Below are 15,749 nucleotides of genomic sequence, written 5' to 3'. Positions count from 1 at the left end.
CATGGGACTCGAAGAAAAGCTGCCGAGCGGCTTCCTGCTGACCACCGTCGAGCAGGCCGCGGGCTGGGTGCGCAAGTCGTCGGTCTTCCCGGCCACGTTCGGCCTCGCCTGCTGTGCCATCGAGATGATGACCACCGGCGCCGGCCGCTACGACCTGGCGCGCTTCGGCATGGAGGTCTTCCGGGGCTCGCCGCGCCAGGCGGACCTGATGATCGTCGCCGGGCGGGTGAGCCAGAAGATGGCGCCGGTGCTGCGGCAGGTCTACGACCAGATGCCGGACCCCAAGTGGGTGATCTCCATGGGGGTCTGCGCCTCCTCCGGCGGCATGTTCAACAACTACGCCATCGTCCAGGGTGTCGACCACATCGTGCCGGTCGACATCTACCTCCCCGGCTGCCCGCCCCGGCCGGAGATGCTGCTGGACGCCATCCTCAAGCTCCACCAGAAGATCCAGAGCTCCAAGCTCGGCGTGAACGCCGAGGAGGCGGCCCGCGAGGCGGAGGAAGCGGCGCTCAAGGCGCTGCCCACCATCGAGATGAAGGGGCTGCTGCGGTGAGCGACGCGAACGCCAACGCCGGCGGGGCGAACCCGGAGAAGGACCTCAGCGCGTCCAACCTCCCCGGCCAGCGTGGCCAGGGAGGCGAGGAGATCCGCGTCCAGCGCGGCATGTTCGGCGCGAACAACGGCGGCGACACCTCCGGCTACGGCGGCCTGGTCCGCTCGGTCCGGCTCCCCGGACCGGCGACCCGCCCCTACGGCGGCTGGTTCGACGAGGTCGCCGACGAGCTGGAGGGCGCCCTGGAGGAGCAGGGGCTGGTCCCCGGCAACGCCATCGAGAAGACGGTCGTCGACCGCGACGAGCTGACCTTCCACATCGAGCGCGAGCACCTGGTGAGGGTCGCCAGGACCCTGCGCGACGACCCGGCCCTGCGCTTCGAGCTGTGCACCGGCGTCAGCGGCGTGCACTTCCCGAACGACAAGGGCCGCGAGCTGCACGCCGTCTACCACCTGCGCTCGATCACCCACAACCGGCTGATCCGGCTGGAGGTCAGCGCCCCCGACAGCGACCCGCACATCCCGTCGCTGTTCTCCGTCTATCCGACGAACGACTGGCACGAGCGCGAGACGTACGACTTCTTCGGCATCGTCTTCGACGGCCACCCCGCCCTGACGCGGATCATGATGCCGGACGACTGGCAGGGCTTTCCGCAGCGCAAGGACTATTCCCTCGGCGGCATCCCCGTCGAGTACAAGGGCGCCCAGATCCCGGCTCCGGACCAGCGGAGGTCGTACTCATGAGCACTTCGCACGCCTCCCCTCGCGAGACCACCGAGGGCACCGTCTACACCGTCACCGGCGGCGACTGGGACGAGGTCGTCGAGTCCGCGGCCCGCACCGACGACGAGCGCATCGTCGTCAACATGGGCCCGCAGCACCCGTCCACACACGGCGTGCTCCGCCTGATCCTGGAGATCGACGGCGAGACCGTCACCGAGGCCCGCTGCGGAATCGGTTATCTGCACACCGGCATCGAGAAGAACCTCGAGTACCGGACGTGGACCCAGGGCACCACGTTCGTGACGCGCATGGACTACCTGACGTCGTTCTTCAACGAGACGGCGTACTGCCTCGGCGTCGAGAAGCTCCTCGGCATCGAGGACCAGATCCCGGACCGCGCCTCGATCATCCGGGTGCTCCTGATGGAGCTGAACCGGCTGTCCTCGCACCTGGTGTGCATCGCCACCGGCGGTATGGAACTCGGCGCCACCACGATCATGATCTACGGATTCCGTGATCGTGAACTCATTCTCGATATCTACGAGCTGATCACCGGCCTGCGGATGAACCACGCGTACATCCGCCCCGGCGGACTCGCCCAGGACCTGCCGCCCGGCGCGGTGGACCGGATCCGCGAGTTCGTGAAGACGATGAAGAAGAACCTCCCGGAGTACGACAAGCTCGCCACCGGGAACCCCATCTTCAAGGCCCGTATGCAGGACATCGGCTACCTCGACCTGGCCGGCTGCATGGCCCTCGGCGCGACGGGACCGATCCTGCGCTCCACCGGCCTGCCGCACGACCTGCGCAAGGCCCAGCCGTACTGCGGCTACGAGAACTACGACTTCGAGATCCCGACCGCCGACACCTGCGACTCCTACGGCCGCTTCCTGATCCGCCTGGAGGAGATGCGCCAGTCGCTCAGGATCGTCGAGCAGTGCCTGGACCGGCTCCAGCCCGGCCCGGTCATGGTCGCCGACAAGAAGATCGCCTGGCCCGCCCAGCTCGCCCTGGGTCCCGACGGGCTCGGCAACTCCCTCGACCACATCAAGAAGATCATGGGCACCTCCATGGAGGCCCTGATCCACCACTTCAAGCTGGTCACCGAGGGCTTCCGCGTCCCGCCCGGACAGACGTACGCGGCGGTCGAGTCGCCCAAGGGCGAACTCGGGGTGCACGTCGTGTCCGACGGCGGCACCCGCCCCTACCGGGTCCACTTCCGCGACCCGTCCTTCACCAACCTGCAGGCCATGGCGGCGATGTGCGAGGGCGGCCAGGTCGCCGACGTCATCGTCGCCGTCGCGTCCATCGACCCCGTGATGGGAGGCGTCGACCGGTGACCACCTCATCTTCCGAGCGGGGCGTCAGCCTGGGCATGCCCGAACTGCCCGCACCCGCCTACCCGGACGACGTCCGGGCCCGTCTGGAGACGGACGCGCGCGAGATCATCGCCCGCTACCCGGACTCCCGGTCCGCCCTCCTGCCGCTGCTGCACCTCGTGCAGTCCGAGGAAGGGCACGTGACCCGCACCGGCATGCGGTTCTGCGCGGACGTGCTCGGCCTGACCACGGCCGAGGTCACCGCGGTCGCCACCTTCTACACCATGTACCGCCGCCGGCCGAGCGGTGACTACCAGGTGGGGGTGTGCACGAACACCCTGTGCGCCGTGATGGGCGGGGACGCGATCTTCGAGGAGCTCCAGGAGCACCTCGGCGTCGGCAACGGCGAGACCACCGGCGACGGCAAGGTCACCCTGGAGCACATCGAGTGCAACGCGGCCTGCGACTTCGCGCCGGTCGTGATGGTCAACTGGGAGTTCTTCGACAACCAGACCCCGGCCAGCGCCAAGAGCCTCGTCGACGACCTGCGCGAGGGACGGCCGGTCACGCCCACCCGCGGGGCCCGCATGTGCACCTTCAAGGAGACCGCCCGGGTCCTGGCCGGCTTCCCCGACGAGCGGGACGGGGCCGTCGAGTCCGGCGGCAGCGCGGGACCCGCCTCGCTGATCGGCCTGAAACTCGCCAAGGGGGAGGCCTCTCCCGCGCGCGTGGTGCACCCGCGCGGCGAGGCGGCCCGGACCGGGGCACCGCACGACCCGTCACCGACGGAGCACTTGAGCTCGCACGACGCGCCACAGGAGACGTCGGCCTCCGATCCGGCCCACCCGGCTGGGCCTGCCGCCGAGGAGGGGGAGTGATGACCTTGGCACCCGAGCTGAAAGACACGAGCCCCGAGAAGCTGCTCGCACCGGTGCTGTCGGCCTTCTGGGACGAGGACAGGTCCTGGACGCTGGACGTCTACCGGAGGCACGACGGCTACGAAGGGCTGCGCAAGGCGCTCGCCATGACGCCGGACGACCTGATCGCGTACGTCAAGGACTCCGGTCTGCGCGGACGCGGCGGCGCGGGATTCCCCACGGGCATGAAGTGGCAGTTCATTCCGCAAGGGGATGGAAAGCCGCACTATCTCGTGGTCAACGCCGACGAGTCGGAGCCCGGGACGTGCAAGGACATCCCGCTCCTCTTCGCGAACCCGCACAGCCTCATCGAGGGCATGATCATCGCGTGCTACGCCATCAGGTCCTCGCACGCCTTCATCTATCTGCGTGGTGAAGTCGTCCCGGTGCTGCGGCGGTTGCACTCGGCCGTGCGCGAGGCGTACGAGGCCGGCTTCCTCGGCGAGAACATCCTGGACAGCGGACTCGACCTCGACATCACCGTGCACGCGGGCGCGGGCGCGTACATCTGCGGTGAGGAGACCGCACTGCTGGACTCGCTCGAAGGCCGCCGGGGCCAGCCGCGGCTTCGTCCTCCCTTCCCCGCCGTCGCGGGCCTCTACGCGTGCCCGACTGTGGTGAACAACGTCGAATCGATCGCGTCGGTTCCCGCGATCCTGCAGCGGGGCAAGGAATGGTTCCGGTCGATGGGGAGTGAGAAGTCACCCGGCTTCACGCTCTACTCCCTCAGCGGCCATGTGGCCGCCCCCGGCCAGTACGAGGCGCCGCTCGGCATCACCCTCCGCCAGCTCCTCGACATGAGCGGCGGGATGCGCCCCGGGCACCGACTCAAGTTCTGGACGCCGGGCGGCTCCTCGACCCCGATGTTCACCGACGAGCATCTCGACGTCCCTCTCGACTACGAAGGAGTGGGCGCCGCGGGTTCCATGCTCGGCACCAAAGCACTCCAGTGCTTCGACGAGACGACCTGCGTGGTCCGTGCCGTCACCCGCTGGACCGAGTTCTACGCCCACGAGTCCTGCGGCAAGTGCACGCCCTGCCGCGAAGGGACCTACTGGCTCGTGCAGTTGCTGCGCGACATCGAGGCGGGCAAGGGGCAGATGTCCGACCTCGACAAGCTGAACGACATCGCCGACAACATCAACGGCAAGTCCTTCTGCGCCCTCGGCGACGGCGCCGCCTCGCCGATCTTCTCCTCGCTCAAGTACTTCCGCGAGGAGTACGAGCAGCACATCACGGGCCGGGGCTGTCCCTTCGACCCGGCCAAGTCGACGGCCTGGGCCGACCGCACGGAGGTGAACGCATGACCGTGACCACCAGCTCTCCCTCCGGCGGGGGAGAAGCGGCGGTCCCGCCGGAGGACCTCGTGTCGCTGACGATCGACGGCGCGGAGATCAGTGTGCCCAAGGGCACCCTGGTCATCCGGGCCGCGGAGCAGCTCGGCATCGAGATCCCCCGGTTCTGCGACCACCCCCTGCTCGACCCCGCCGGCGCCTGCCGCCAGTGCATCGTCGAGGTCGAGGGCCAGCGCAAGCCCATGGCGTCCTGCACCATCACCTGCACCGACGGGATGGTGGTGAAGACCCACCTCACCTCCCCGGTCGCGGAGAAGGCCCAGAAGGGTGTGATGGAGCTCCTGCTCATCAACCACCCGCTGGACTGCCCGGTCTGCGACAAGGGCGGCGAGTGCCCGCTGCAGAACCAGGCCATGTCGCACGGCGACGCCGACTCCCGCTTCGACGGCCGCAAGCGGACCTACGAGAAGCCCGTCCCGATCTCCACGCAGGTGCTGCTCGACCGCGAGCGGTGCGTGCTGTGCGCCCGCTGCACCCGGTTCTCCAACCAGATCGCGGGCGACCCGATGATCGAGCTGATCGAGAGGGGCGCGCTCCAGCAGGTCGGCACCGGCGAGGGCGACCCGTTCGAGTCGTACTTCTCCGGCAACACCATCCAGATCTGCCCCGTCGGCGCGCTGACCTCGGCGGCGTACCGATTCCGCTCCCGCCCCTTCGACCTGGTCTCCTCCCCGTCGGTGTGCGAGCACTGCTCCGGCGGCTGCGCCACGCGCACCGACCACCGGCGCGGCAAGGTCATGCGGCGGCTCGCGGCCGACGACCCCGAGGTCAACGAGGAGTGGATCTGCGACAAGGGGCGGTTCGGGTTCCGGTACGCGCAGCAGCGGGACCGGCTCGAGACGCCGCTGGTGCGCAACGCCGAGGGCGATCTGGAACCGGCCTCCTGGCCGGAGGCGCTGCAGATCGCGGCCCAGGGGCTCCTGGCCTCCCGGGGCCGCACCGGAGTCCTGACCGGCGGCCGCCTCACCGTCGAGGACGCCTACGCGTACAGCAAGTTCGCGCGCGTGGCGCTCGACACCAACGACATCGACTTCCGCGCGCGCGTGCACAGCAGCGAGGAGGCCGACTTCCTCGCCGCCCGGATCGCCGGGCGCGGCAGGGACCTCGACGGCACGGGCGTCACGTACACCGCGCTGGAGAAGGCCCCCGCCGTCCTGCTGGTCGGGTTCGAGGCGGAGGAGGAGGCGCCCGGCGTCTTCCTGCGGCTGCGCAAGGCCTGGCGGGGGCACGGGCAGAAGGTCTACTCCCTGGCCACGCACGCCACGCGCGGTCTGGAGAAGGCCGGTGGCACGCTGCTGCCGGCGGCCCCCGGCACCGAGACCGAGTGGCTGGACGCGCTCGCGAACGGAGCCGGCCTGCACGACGACGGTGCGCTCGCCGCCGAGGCACTGCGCGCCGAGGGCGCGGTGATCGTCGTCGGTGAGCGGCTGGCCGCCGTGGCCGGCGGGCTCACCGCCGCCGCACGCACCGCCTCCGCGACCGGTGCCCGGCTGGTGTGGATCCCGCGCCGGGCCGGGGAGCGCGGCGCGATCGAGGCGGGCGCGCTGCCGTCGCTGCTGCCGGGCGGGCGCCCGGCCACCGACCCGCGCGCGCGTGACGAGGTCGCCGCCGTCTGGGGCGTCGCGGGTCTCCCGCACCGCTACGGCCGTGACACCGGCCAGATCGTGGAGGCCGCCGCGACCGGAGAGCTCCAGGCCCTGCTGGTCGCGGGCGTGGAGATCGCCGACCTGCCCGACCCGGCACGCGCGCGTGCGGCGCTCGACGAGGTGGGCTTCCTGGTCTCGCTGGAGCTGCGGCCGAGCGAGATCAGCCGCGAGGCCGATGTCGTCCTGCCCGTCGCCGCGGTCGCCGAGAAGGCCGGCACCTTCCTCAACTGGGAGGGCCGGATCCGCTTCTTCGAGGCGGCGCTCAAGCCCGACCACATGACCCGCCGCTCCGCGCCCACCGACGCACGCGTGCTGCAGATGCTGGCTGACGCCATGGACGTCCACCTCGGACTGCCGGACCTGCGCACCGTACGCGGCGAGATCGACCGGCTCGGTGCCTGGGACGGCCCGTGGGCCGGCGAACCCCTGGAGACCGCGGCCGCGCTGCCCCGGCCGGCCGCCGGGGAAGCCGTACTCGCGGGGCACCGGCTGCTGCTCGACCAAGGCGTCCTCCAGCAGGGCGACGAGGCACTCGCCGGCACGCGGCACGCGGCACGCGCGCGGGTGTCGTCCGCGACGGCCGCCGAGGCGGGCGTCAAGGACGGCGACCTGCTCGCGGTGACCGGCCCCCAGGGAGTCGTGGAACTCCCGCTTCAGATCAGTGACATGCCCGACCGGGTGGTGTGGCTGCCGCTGAACTCCACCGGCGGCGGCGTCGCCTCCGACACCGGGGCGCGGCCCGGCTCCCTCGTCCGCATCGGCCCGGCGACGCTCGCCGGCGAGGCCCCCAAGGAGGTGGAGGCATGAGCCCGTACCTCGCCGCTGAAGACCTCTCGATGTTCGGCCACGACCCGTGGTGGCTGGTCGTCATCAAGGCGGTGTTCTGTTTCGCCTTCCTGATGGTGACCGTGCTGGTCTCCATCGTCATGGAGCGCAAGGTCGTCGCCTGGATGCAGCGGCGCATCGGCCCCAACCGGCACGGCCCCTGGGGCATGCTGCAGTCGCTCGCCGACGGCGTGAAGCTGATGCTCAAGGAGGACGTGGTCGTCAAGCGCGCGGACAAGGTGGTGTACGTCCTCGCGCCGATCATCGCGGCCATCCCGGCCTTCATGGCCATCGCCGTGATCCCCTTCGGCCCGGCCGGCAACGAGATCTCGATCTTCGGCCAGCGCACCACGATGCAGCTCACCGACCTGCCGGTCGCGATGCTCTACATCCTGGCCATCGGCTCTCTCGGGGTGTACGGCTTCGTCCTGGGCGGTTGGTCCTCCGGATCGACCTACCCGCTCCTCGGCGGTATCCGTTCGTGCGCCCAGATCATTTCGTACGAGGTCGCCATGGGCGCCGCCTTCGCCTCGGTCTTCCTCTACTCCGGCTCCATGTCCACCTCGGCGATCGTCGGAGCCCAGGAGGACCGCTGGTACTTCGTACTGCTCCCCGTCTCGTTCCTGATCTACATGGTGACGATGATCGGCGAGTCCAGCCGGGCCCCGTTCGACATGCCGGAGTCCGAGGGCGACCTGGTCGGCGGTTTCAACACCGAGTACAGCTCCATCAAGTTCGCGATGTTCATGCTCTCCGAGTACATCCACATGGTCACCGTGTCGATGATCGCGGTGACGCTGTTCCTCGGCGGCTGGCGGGCTCCCTGGCCCGTCAGCACCTTCTGGGAGGGCGCGAACCACGGCTGGTGGCCGATGCTCTGGTTCGTCGTCAAGCTCCAGGTGCTGATCTTCTTCTTCATCTGGCTTCGCGGCACCCTCCCGCGCGTTCGCTACGACCAGCTGATGAAGCTCGGCTGGAAGGTGCTCATTCCGGTCGCGCTGGTGTGGCTGATGCTCGTCGCGAGCGTCCGGGCCTTCAGGAACCAGGGCTACGACTTCGCCGACATCGCGCTCTACGTCGGCGGTGGCGTACTCGCCCTGCTGCTGCTCTCCTTCGTCGTCGACATGTTCCGCGAGAAGTCGAGGAAGGCCGAGCAACCCGCCGAGGCCCCGGCCGCCTTCGACCCGATGGCGGGCGGATTCCCCGTGCCGCCCCTGCCGGGACAGGAACTCCCACCAGTCCCGCGACGCCGCTCGCGCAGTGAGCGGGAGCTGATTGTCAGTGGCGGGCCCGATACTCGGAGTGACGGATCTCCGGGCGGAACTACGGATGGAAAGGAGGCGTCCGATGACTGAGGAACCCAAGGACACCAAGCCCGGTTTCCAGAACCCCGTGGCCGGCTTCGGCGTGACCTTCAAGGCCATGTTCAAGAAGCGGCTGACCGAGCAGTACCCGGAGCAGCAGAAGACCACGGCTCCGCGCTTCCACGGACGGCACCAGCTCAACCGCCATCCGGACGGCCTGGAGAAGTGCGTCGGCTGCGAACTGTGCGCCTGGGCCTGTCCCGCCGACGCGATCTACGTGGAGGGCGCGGACAACACCGAGGAGGAGCGCTACTCGCCGGGCGAGCGGTACGGCCGCGTCTACCAGATCAACTACGCCCGCTGCATCCTGTGCGGCCTGTGCATCGAGGCCTGCCCCACGCGCGCGCTCACGATGACCAACGAGTTCGAGCTGGCCGACTCCAGCCGCGCCGACCTCATCTACACCAAGGAGCAGCTGCTCGCCGGTCTCGAGGAGGGCATGGTCGACTCGCCCCACGCCATCTACCCGGGCACGGACGAGCAGGACTACTACCGGGGCCTGGTCACCGAGGCCGCCCCCGGTACGGAGCGTCAGGTCGCCCACTCCCAGGGCGAGGTGGTGCAGGAGGCCGACTCGACCTTCGGTGGGACCGAGCCGGCGTCGGAGCAGGTGATCGACCGATGACCGCCCAGCTCGCCGCCTACTCCACCTCCACCCCGGAGGCCGTCCAGTTCTGGATCCTCGGCACCGTGGCGGTGATCGGCGCCCTGTGCACCATCCTCATGAGGAGGGCCGTGCACAGTGCCCTCTGCCTCGCCGGGACCATGATCATTCTGGCGGTGTTCTACCTCGCCAACGGCGCCTACTTCCTGGGCGTCGTGCAGATCGTCGTCTACACCGGCGCGATCATGATGCTGTTCCTGTTCGTGGTGATGCTCGTCGGCGTCACCGCGGCGGACTCGCTGAAGGAGACCATCAAGGGCCAGCGCTGGCTGGCCCTGTTGTGCGGGCTCGGCTTCGGCGTCCTGCTGACCGCCGGGATCGGCAACGCGTCCCTGACGGAGTTCAGCGGCACCGGCCAGGCGAACGCCGGCGGCAACGTGGAGGGGATCGCCGCCCTCATCTTCACCCGGTACGTCTTCGCGTTCGAGATCACCGGCGCCCTGCTCATCACGGCCGCGGTCGGCGCCATGGTGCTCACCCACCGCGAGCGCACCGAGCGCGCCAGGACGCAGCGGGAGCTCTCCGAGGAGCGGGTCCGCGAAGGCAAGCAGTTGCCGCCGCTGCCGGCGCCCGGTGTGTACGCCCGGCACAACGCGGTCGACATCGCGGGCCTGCTGCCCGACGGCACCCCGTCCGACCTCACCGTCAGCAAGACCCTGCGCGAGCGCGGCCAGATCCGTGACGTGTCGCAGGAGGCGCTCAACGACCTCAGGGCCCTGGAGCAGCGGTCCGAGGAACGCCTGGAGCGCAGGGTGGTCGGGCCGGCGAAGTCCCAGCGGTCCGAGGAGGCGTCGAAGTGAACCCCGTCAACTACCTCTACCTCGCGGCCCTGTTGTTCACGATCGGCGCCACCGGCGTGCTGATCAGGCGCAACGCGATCGTCGTGTTCATGTGCATCGAGCTCATGCTCAACGCCTGCAACCTCGCGTTCGTCGCCTTCTCCCGGATGCACGGCAACCTCGACGGCCAGATCATCGCCTTCTTCACGATGGTCGTCGCCGCCGCCGAGGTCGTGGTCGGGCTCGCGATCATCGTGTCCCTGTTCCGTGCCCGCCACTCGGCCTCGGTCGACGACGCCAGCCTGATGAAGCTGTAGGGGGTCGGAAGAATCGTGGAGAACCTCATTGCGCTGCTGGTGGCGGCGCCCCTGCTCGGAGCAGTGGTCCTGCTCTGCGGCGGGCGGCGGCTGGACGCCGTCGGCCACTGGATCGGCACCCTGCTCGCGGCCGTCTCCTTCGTGCTCGGCCTGGTGCTGTTCACCGACATGCTGGGCCGGGACGCCGAAAGCCGCGAGATGGCCCAGCACCTGTTCAGCTGGATCCCGGTGGAAGGCTTCCAGGCGGACGTCTCCTTCCAGCTCGACCAGTTGTCCATGACGTTCGTGCTGCTGATCACGGGCGTCGGATCGCTGATCCACCTGTACTCCGTCGGGTACATGGAGCACGACGAGCGGCGGCGCCGCTTCTTCGGCTATCTGAACCTGTTCCTCGCGGCGATGCTGATCCTCGTCCTCGCCGACAACTACCTGCTGCTGTACGTCGGCTGGGAGGGCGTGGGTCTCGCCTCCTACCTGCTGATCGGCTTCTGGCAGCACAAGCCCAGCGCCGCGACGGCCGCGAAGAAGGCCTTCCTGGTCAACCGCGTCGGCGACATGGGCCTGTCCATCGCGATCATGCTGATGTTCCTGTGGTTCGGCACCTTCGCCTTCGGGCCGGTGCTCGGCAGCCAGGGGGAGGCCGGGCTCGCCGGTGCCGCCGGTGAGGACAAGCTGACCGCGATCGCCCTGATGCTGCTGCTCGCCGCCTGCGGCAAGTCCGCCCAGGTGCCGCTGCAGTCCTGGCTCGGGGACGCGATGGAGGGCCCGACCCCGGTCTCGGCCCTCATCCACGCCGCGACCATGGTGACGGCGGGTGTGTACCTGATCGTCCGCTCCGGGGCCGTCTTCAACGGCGCCCCGGACGCGCAGCTGGTCGTCACCATCGTCGGTGCCGTCACGCTCCTGTTCGGTGCGATCGTCGGTTGCGCGAAGGACGACATCAAGAAGGCACTGGCCGGCTCGACCATGTCGCAGATCGGCTACATGATCCTCGCCGCGGGCCTCGGCCCCATCGGCTACGTCTTCGCGATCATGCACCTGGTGACACACGGCTTCTTCAAGGCCGGGCTGTTCCTCGGCGCCGGATCCGTCATGCACGGCATGAACGACGAGGTCGACATGCGCCGCTACGGCGGACTGCGCAGGTACATGCCGGTCACGTTCGTCACCTTCGGTCTCGGCTACCTGGCCATCATCGGCTTCCCGGGCCTGTCCGGCTTCTTCTCCAAGGACAAGATCATCGAGGCGGCGTTCGCCAAGGGCGGGACCGAGGGCTGGATCCTCGGCGCCTGCGCCCTGCTCGGCGCGGCCATCACGGCGTACTACATGACGCGCGTGATGCTGATGACGTTCTTCGGTGAGAAGCGCTGGCAGCCCGACGAGAAGGGCAACGAACCGCACCCGCACGAGTCGCCCAAGGTCATGACGATCCCGATGATCGTGCTGGCCGTCGGGTCGGTGTTCGGCGGCGCGTTCTTCAGCATCGGCGACCGCTTCGTGCACTGGCTGGAGCCGATCACCGGGCACAGTCACGGCAACCCGCCGATCAGCGCGGGTGTGGTCACCGGTGCGACCGTCGCGTGCATGATCATCGGCGTCGCCCTCGCGTACGCCCAGTACGGCCGCCGCCCCGTCCCGGCCGTCGCCCCGCGCGGCTCGCTGCTCACCCGGGCCGCCCGGCGCGACCTGCTCCAGGACGACTTCAACCACGTCGTCCTGGTCCGCGGCGGCGAGCACCTCACGCGGTCCCTGGTCTACGTCGACCACACCCTGGTCGACGGCGTCGTCAACGGCACGGCGGCCTCGGTCGGCGGCCTCTCCGGGCGGATGCGCAGGCTGCAGAACGGCTTCGCCCGCTCCTACGCGGTCTCGATGTTCGGGGGCGCGGCGCTCATCGTCGCCGCGACCCTGCTGATGAGGGCGGTCTGATACCGATGTCCTTTCCTCTGCTGACAGCGACAGCGGCGCTCCCGGCCGTCGGGGCGATCGCCACGGCCGCCGTACCGGCCGCGAGGCGCACCGCAGCCAAGTGGCTGGCGCTGCTCTTCTCGCTCGCCACGCTCGTCCTGGCGATCGTCGTCCTGGTCCGCTTCGACCCGGACGGCGACCGCTACCAGCTCACCGAGTCCCACGCCTGGATCGCGGACTTCGGCGTCCGCTACGAACTGGGTGTGGACGGCATCGGGGTGGCACTGGTCGCGCTGACCGCCCTGCTGATCCCGTTCATCATCCTCGCGGGCTGGCACGACGCCGACCCCCTGGAGACCGGCAGCAGCCGGTGGCGGCCGACGCAGGGCTTCTTCGCCCTGATCCTCGCCGTCGAGGCGATGGTGATCCTCTCCTTCGAGGCCACCGACGTCTTCCTCTTCTACATCTTCTTCGAAGCCATGCTGATCCCGATGTACTTCCTCATCGGCGGCTTCGGGGACCGTGCCCACGAGCACGGCGAGAAGGCGGCGGCGACGCAACGGTCGTACGCCGCGGTGAAGTTCCTCCTCTACAACCTGGCCGGCGGTCTGATCATGCTGGCCGCGGTGATCGGCCTGTACGTGGTCGCCGGGAACTTCTCGCTCACGGAGATCGCCGAGGCCCGCGCCAACGGCACGCTCGACATGGCGACCAACACCGAGCGGTGGCTGTTCCTCGGCTTCTTCTTCGCCTTCGCGGTGAAGGCGCCGCTGTGGCCGCTGCACACCTGGCTGCCCAACGCCATGCAGGAGTCCACGGCTCCGGTCGCCGTGCTCATCACGGCGGTCGTCGACAAGGTCGGCACCTTCGCGATGCTCCGCTTCTGCCTCCAGCTCTTCCCGGAGGCGAGCAAGTGGGCGACGCCCGCGATCCTGGTCCTCGCCTTGATCAGCATCATCTACGGGGCGCTGCTCGCGGTCGGCCAGCGGGACATCAAACGGCTGGTGGCGTACGCGTCGATCTCCCACTTCGGCTTCATCATCATGGGCATCTTCGCGATGACCAGCCAGGGCCAGTCCGGGGCGACGCTCTACATGATCAACCACGGCATCTCGACAGCCGCGCTGATGCTGGTGGCGGGCTTCCTGATCTCCCGGCGCGGCTCGCGGCTCATCGCCGACTACGGCGGAGTGCAGAAGGTCGCCCCGGTGCTCGCCGGCACGTTCCTGATCGGCAGCCTCGCGACCCTCTCCCTGCCGGGACTGGCGCCGTTCGTCAGTGAGTTCCTGGTCCTGGTCGGCACGTTCACGCGCTACCCGGTGATCGGCATCATCGCCACCTTCGGCATCGTCCTCGCCGCGCTCTACACCCTCGTCCTCTACCAGCGGACGATGACGGGCCCGGTGAAACCGGAGGTCTCCGCGATGCCGGACCTCAGGATCCGGGAACTCGTGGTCGTCGCCCCGCTGGTCGTCCTGCTGATCTTCCTGGGCGTCTACCCGAAGCCCGTCACGCAGATCATCGACCCCGCGGTCAAGCAGACCATGTCCGACGTCCAGCAGAAGGACCCCCAGCCCGAGGTGGAGGCGGCCAAGTGAGCGCAACAGCCGTCCACAGCCTGTGGACAACCGCGGCCGACCCGATCTCGAAGATCGACGCGCCGAAGATCGAATACGGGCAGCTCGCCCCCACCCTGATCATCGTCGGTGCGGCGGTCATCGGGATCCTGATCGAGGCGTTCGTCCCGCGAAAGTCGCGCTACTACGCCCAGATGTTCGTGTCCGTCGTCGCGCTCGCCGCCGCCTTCGCCGCGGTCGTGGCGCTCGCGGCCGACGGGTACGGCACGGCCAAGGCGCAAATCGCCGCGATGGGCGCGATCGCCGTCGACGGGCCGGCCCTGTTCCTGCAGGGCACGATCCTGCTGGCGGCCCTCGTGAGCCTGTTCACCTTCGCCGAACGGCGCCTGGACCCGGTGGTGCACGGCAACCGCGTCGACTCCTTCGCCGCGCAGGCCGCGTCCGTGCCGGGCAGCGAGAGCGAGAAGGCCGCGGTCAAGGCCGGGTTCACCACCACCGAGGTGTTCCCGCTGCTCCTGTTCGCCGTCGCCGGCATGCTGGTCTTCCCGGCGGCCAACGACCTGCTGACGCTGTTCGTGGCGCTGGAGGTCCTCTCCCTCCCGCTGTACCTGCTGTGCGCGCTGGCCCGCCGCAAGCGGCTCATGTCGCAGGAGGCGGCGGTCAAGTACTTCCTGCTCGGCGCCTTCGCCTCCGCGTTCGCCCTGTTCGGCATCGCGCTGCTGTACGGCTACGCGGGCTCGATGTCGTACGCGACGATCGCGCAGGTCGTCGACGGCACCGTGCAGGACGTCACCCCGGCCCTCGCCGACACCATGGGCAACGACGTGCTGCTGCTGATCGGCGGCGCGCTGCTGGTGATGGGCCTGCTGTTCAAGGTGGGCGCGGTGCCGTTCCACATGTGGACGCCGGACGTGTACCAGGGTGCGCCGACGCCGGTGACCGGGTTCATGGCGGCGGCGACGAAGGTGGCGGCGTTCGGCGCGCTGCTGCGGCTGCTGTACGTCGTGCTGCCGGGCCTGCGCTGGGACTGGCGGCCGGTCATGTGGGCGGTGGCCATCGTCACCATGCTGGGCGGTGCGATCGTCGCGATCACGCAGACCGACATCAAGCGGCTGCTGGCGTACTCGTCGATCGCGCACGCCGGGTTCATCCTCGCGGGTGTCATCGCGACCACGCCGGACGGTGTCTCGTCGGTGCTGTTCTACCTGGCCGCGTACTCGTTCGTGACGATCGGCGCCTTCGCGGTGGTCACGCTCGTGCGCGACGCGGGCGGTGAGGCCACGCACCTGTCCAAGTGGGCGGGGCTCGGCCGGCGCTCGCCGCTGGTGGCGGCCGTGTTCGCGGTGTTCCTGCTGGCCTTCGCGGGCATTCCGCTGACCTCCGGCTTCGCCGGGAAGTTCGCCGTGTTCAAGGCGGCGGCGGAGGGCGGGGCCGCTCCGCTCGTCGTGATCGGTGTGATCTCGTCGGCGATCGCGGCGTTCTTCTACATCCGCGTCATCGTGCTGATGTTCTTCAGCGAGCCGCGGCCGGAGGGCCCGACGGTGGCCGTGCCGTCGCCGCTGACGATGACGGCGATCGGCGTGGGCGTGGCGGTCACGCTGGTGCTCGGTGTGGCGCCGCAGTACTTCCTGGATCTGGCGGGGCAGGCGGGCGTCTTCGTCCGCTGATGTCCGCGGACGTCCACGCGGGACCCGGTCTCCTTCGGGAGCCGGGTCCCGCGGCGTTTCCGGGCGGGCCGGCCGCCGGGTCAGGTCGAACGCATGTATGAGGACCGTTTCCACCGGGCGGGACCTGTGGACA

Annotated in this window: 13 protein-coding genes; all 13 read left to right on the top strand. The window is 69.5% G+C overall.

The window, feature by feature from the left end; translation table 11 throughout:
- Position 1: 1 nt before the first annotated feature.
- From ACFU3E_RS03280 to nuoN, 13 genes are read left to right on the top strand one after another with little or no spacing between them, the layout of a single operon-like run.
- Complete coding sequence (locus ACFU3E_RS03280) at positions 2 to 556, top strand: NuoB/complex I 20 kDa subunit family protein (protein ID WP_384151183.1); 555 nt, start codon at positions 2 to 4, stop codon at positions 554 to 556.
- The gene (locus ACFU3E_RS03275; protein WP_384151180.1) at positions 553 to 1,299 is read left to right on the top strand and encodes an NADH-quinone oxidoreductase subunit C; all 747 of its coding nucleotides are present in this window, start codon (positions 553 to 555) and stop codon (positions 1,297 to 1,299) included. Before ACFU3E_RS03280 ends, ACFU3E_RS03275 begins: the two co-directional genes overlap by 4 nt.
- Positions 1,296 to 2,618 carry an NADH-quinone oxidoreductase subunit D gene (locus tag ACFU3E_RS03270; RefSeq protein WP_384151177.1) on the top strand — a complete coding sequence of 441 codons (1,323 nt, stop codon included), beginning with the start codon at positions 1,296 to 1,298 and terminating at the stop codon, positions 2,616 to 2,618. The genes ACFU3E_RS03275 and ACFU3E_RS03270 overlap by 4 nt, the downstream gene beginning before the upstream one ends.
- Entirely contained in the window at positions 2,615 to 3,475 is an 861-nt protein-coding gene (nuoE, locus tag ACFU3E_RS03265) for an NADH-quinone oxidoreductase subunit NuoE (protein ID WP_384151175.1), read from the top strand. The genes ACFU3E_RS03270 and nuoE overlap by 4 nt, the downstream gene beginning before the upstream one ends.
- Positions 3,475 to 4,821 (top strand): NADH-quinone oxidoreductase subunit NuoF, encoded by a 1,347-nt coding sequence (nuoF, locus tag ACFU3E_RS03260; RefSeq protein ID WP_384151173.1) that lies wholly within the window; start codon positions 3,475 to 3,477, stop codon positions 4,819 to 4,821. The genes nuoE and nuoF overlap by 1 nt, the downstream gene beginning before the upstream one ends.
- Positions 4,818 to 7,322, top strand: a complete 2,505-nt coding sequence (locus ACFU3E_RS03255; protein ID WP_384151170.1) for an NADH-quinone oxidoreductase subunit G — start codon at positions 4,818 to 4,820, stop codon at positions 7,320 to 7,322. Before nuoF ends, ACFU3E_RS03255 begins: the two co-directional genes overlap by 4 nt.
- Complete coding sequence (gene nuoH, locus ACFU3E_RS03250) at positions 7,319 to 8,695, top strand: NADH-quinone oxidoreductase subunit NuoH (RefSeq protein ID WP_384151167.1); 1,377 nt, start codon at positions 7,319 to 7,321, stop codon at positions 8,693 to 8,695. Before ACFU3E_RS03255 ends, nuoH begins: the two co-directional genes overlap by 4 nt.
- Complete coding sequence (nuoI, locus tag ACFU3E_RS03245; RefSeq protein ID WP_384151164.1) at positions 8,688 to 9,329, top strand: NADH-quinone oxidoreductase subunit NuoI; 642 nt, start codon at positions 8,688 to 8,690, stop codon at positions 9,327 to 9,329. The genes nuoH and nuoI overlap by 8 nt, the downstream gene beginning before the upstream one ends.
- Positions 9,326 to 10,168, top strand: a complete 843-nt coding sequence (locus ACFU3E_RS03240; RefSeq protein WP_384151161.1) for an NADH-quinone oxidoreductase subunit J — start codon at positions 9,326 to 9,328, stop codon at positions 10,166 to 10,168. The genes nuoI and ACFU3E_RS03240 overlap by 4 nt, the downstream gene beginning before the upstream one ends.
- Positions 10,165 to 10,464, top strand: coding sequence for an NADH-quinone oxidoreductase subunit NuoK (gene nuoK / locus ACFU3E_RS03235; protein ID WP_003992252.1), 300 nt, complete (start codon positions 10,165 to 10,167; stop codon positions 10,462 to 10,464). The genes ACFU3E_RS03240 and nuoK overlap by 4 nt, the downstream gene beginning before the upstream one ends.
- Positions 10,465 to 10,479: 15 nt before the next feature.
- The gene (gene nuoL, locus ACFU3E_RS03230) at positions 10,480 to 12,393 is read left to right on the top strand and encodes an NADH-quinone oxidoreductase subunit L (protein ID WP_384151157.1); all 1,914 of its coding nucleotides are present in this window, start codon (positions 10,480 to 10,482) and stop codon (positions 12,391 to 12,393) included.
- Positions 12,394 to 12,398: 5 nt separating this feature from the next.
- On the top strand, positions 12,399 to 13,970 hold the full coding sequence (locus tag ACFU3E_RS03225) for an NADH-quinone oxidoreductase subunit M (protein WP_384151153.1): 1,572 nt from the start codon (positions 12,399 to 12,401) through the stop codon (positions 13,968 to 13,970).
- On the top strand, positions 13,967 to 15,616 hold the full coding sequence (gene nuoN, locus ACFU3E_RS03220; protein WP_384151150.1) for an NADH-quinone oxidoreductase subunit NuoN: 1,650 nt from the start codon (positions 13,967 to 13,969) through the stop codon (positions 15,614 to 15,616). The genes ACFU3E_RS03225 and nuoN overlap by 4 nt, the downstream gene beginning before the upstream one ends.
- The last annotated feature ends 133 nt before the right edge of the window (positions 15,617 to 15,749 follow it).

The sequence above is a fragment of the Streptomyces sp. NPDC057424 genome (genome assembly GCF_042803315.1).
GTDB lineage: Bacteria > Actinomycetota > Actinomycetes > Streptomycetales > Streptomycetaceae > Streptomyces.
Note: the sequence above shows the minus strand (reverse complement) of the source record. Positions and strands in the feature narration are given on the sequence as shown.

Excerpts from the sequence above, each read along its gene's own strand:
- nuoF (WP_384151173.1), top strand. The coding sequence starts at position 3,475 with ATGACCTTGGCACCCGAGCTGAAAGACACGAGCCCCGAGAAGCTGCTC.
- ACFU3E_RS03255 (WP_384151170.1), top strand. The coding sequence starts at position 4,818 with ATGACCGTGACCACCAGCTCTCCCTCCGGCGGGGGAGAAGCGGCGGTC.
- ACFU3E_RS03280 (WP_384151183.1), top strand. The coding sequence starts at position 2 with ATGGGACTCGAAGAAAAGCTGCCGAGCGGCTTCCTGCTGACCACCGTC.
- nuoI (WP_384151164.1), top strand. The coding sequence starts at position 8,688 with ATGACTGAGGAACCCAAGGACACCAAGCCCGGTTTCCAGAACCCCGTG.
- ACFU3E_RS03225 (WP_384151153.1), top strand. The coding sequence starts at position 12,399 with ATGTCCTTTCCTCTGCTGACAGCGACAGCGGCGCTCCCGGCCGTCGGG.
- ACFU3E_RS03240 (WP_384151161.1), top strand. The coding sequence starts at position 9,326 with ATGACCGCCCAGCTCGCCGCCTACTCCACCTCCACCCCGGAGGCCGTC.
- nuoH (WP_384151167.1), top strand. The coding sequence starts at position 7,319 with ATGAGCCCGTACCTCGCCGCTGAAGACCTCTCGATGTTCGGCCACGAC.
- ACFU3E_RS03270 (WP_384151177.1), top strand. The coding sequence starts at position 1,296 with ATGAGCACTTCGCACGCCTCCCCTCGCGAGACCACCGAGGGCACCGTC.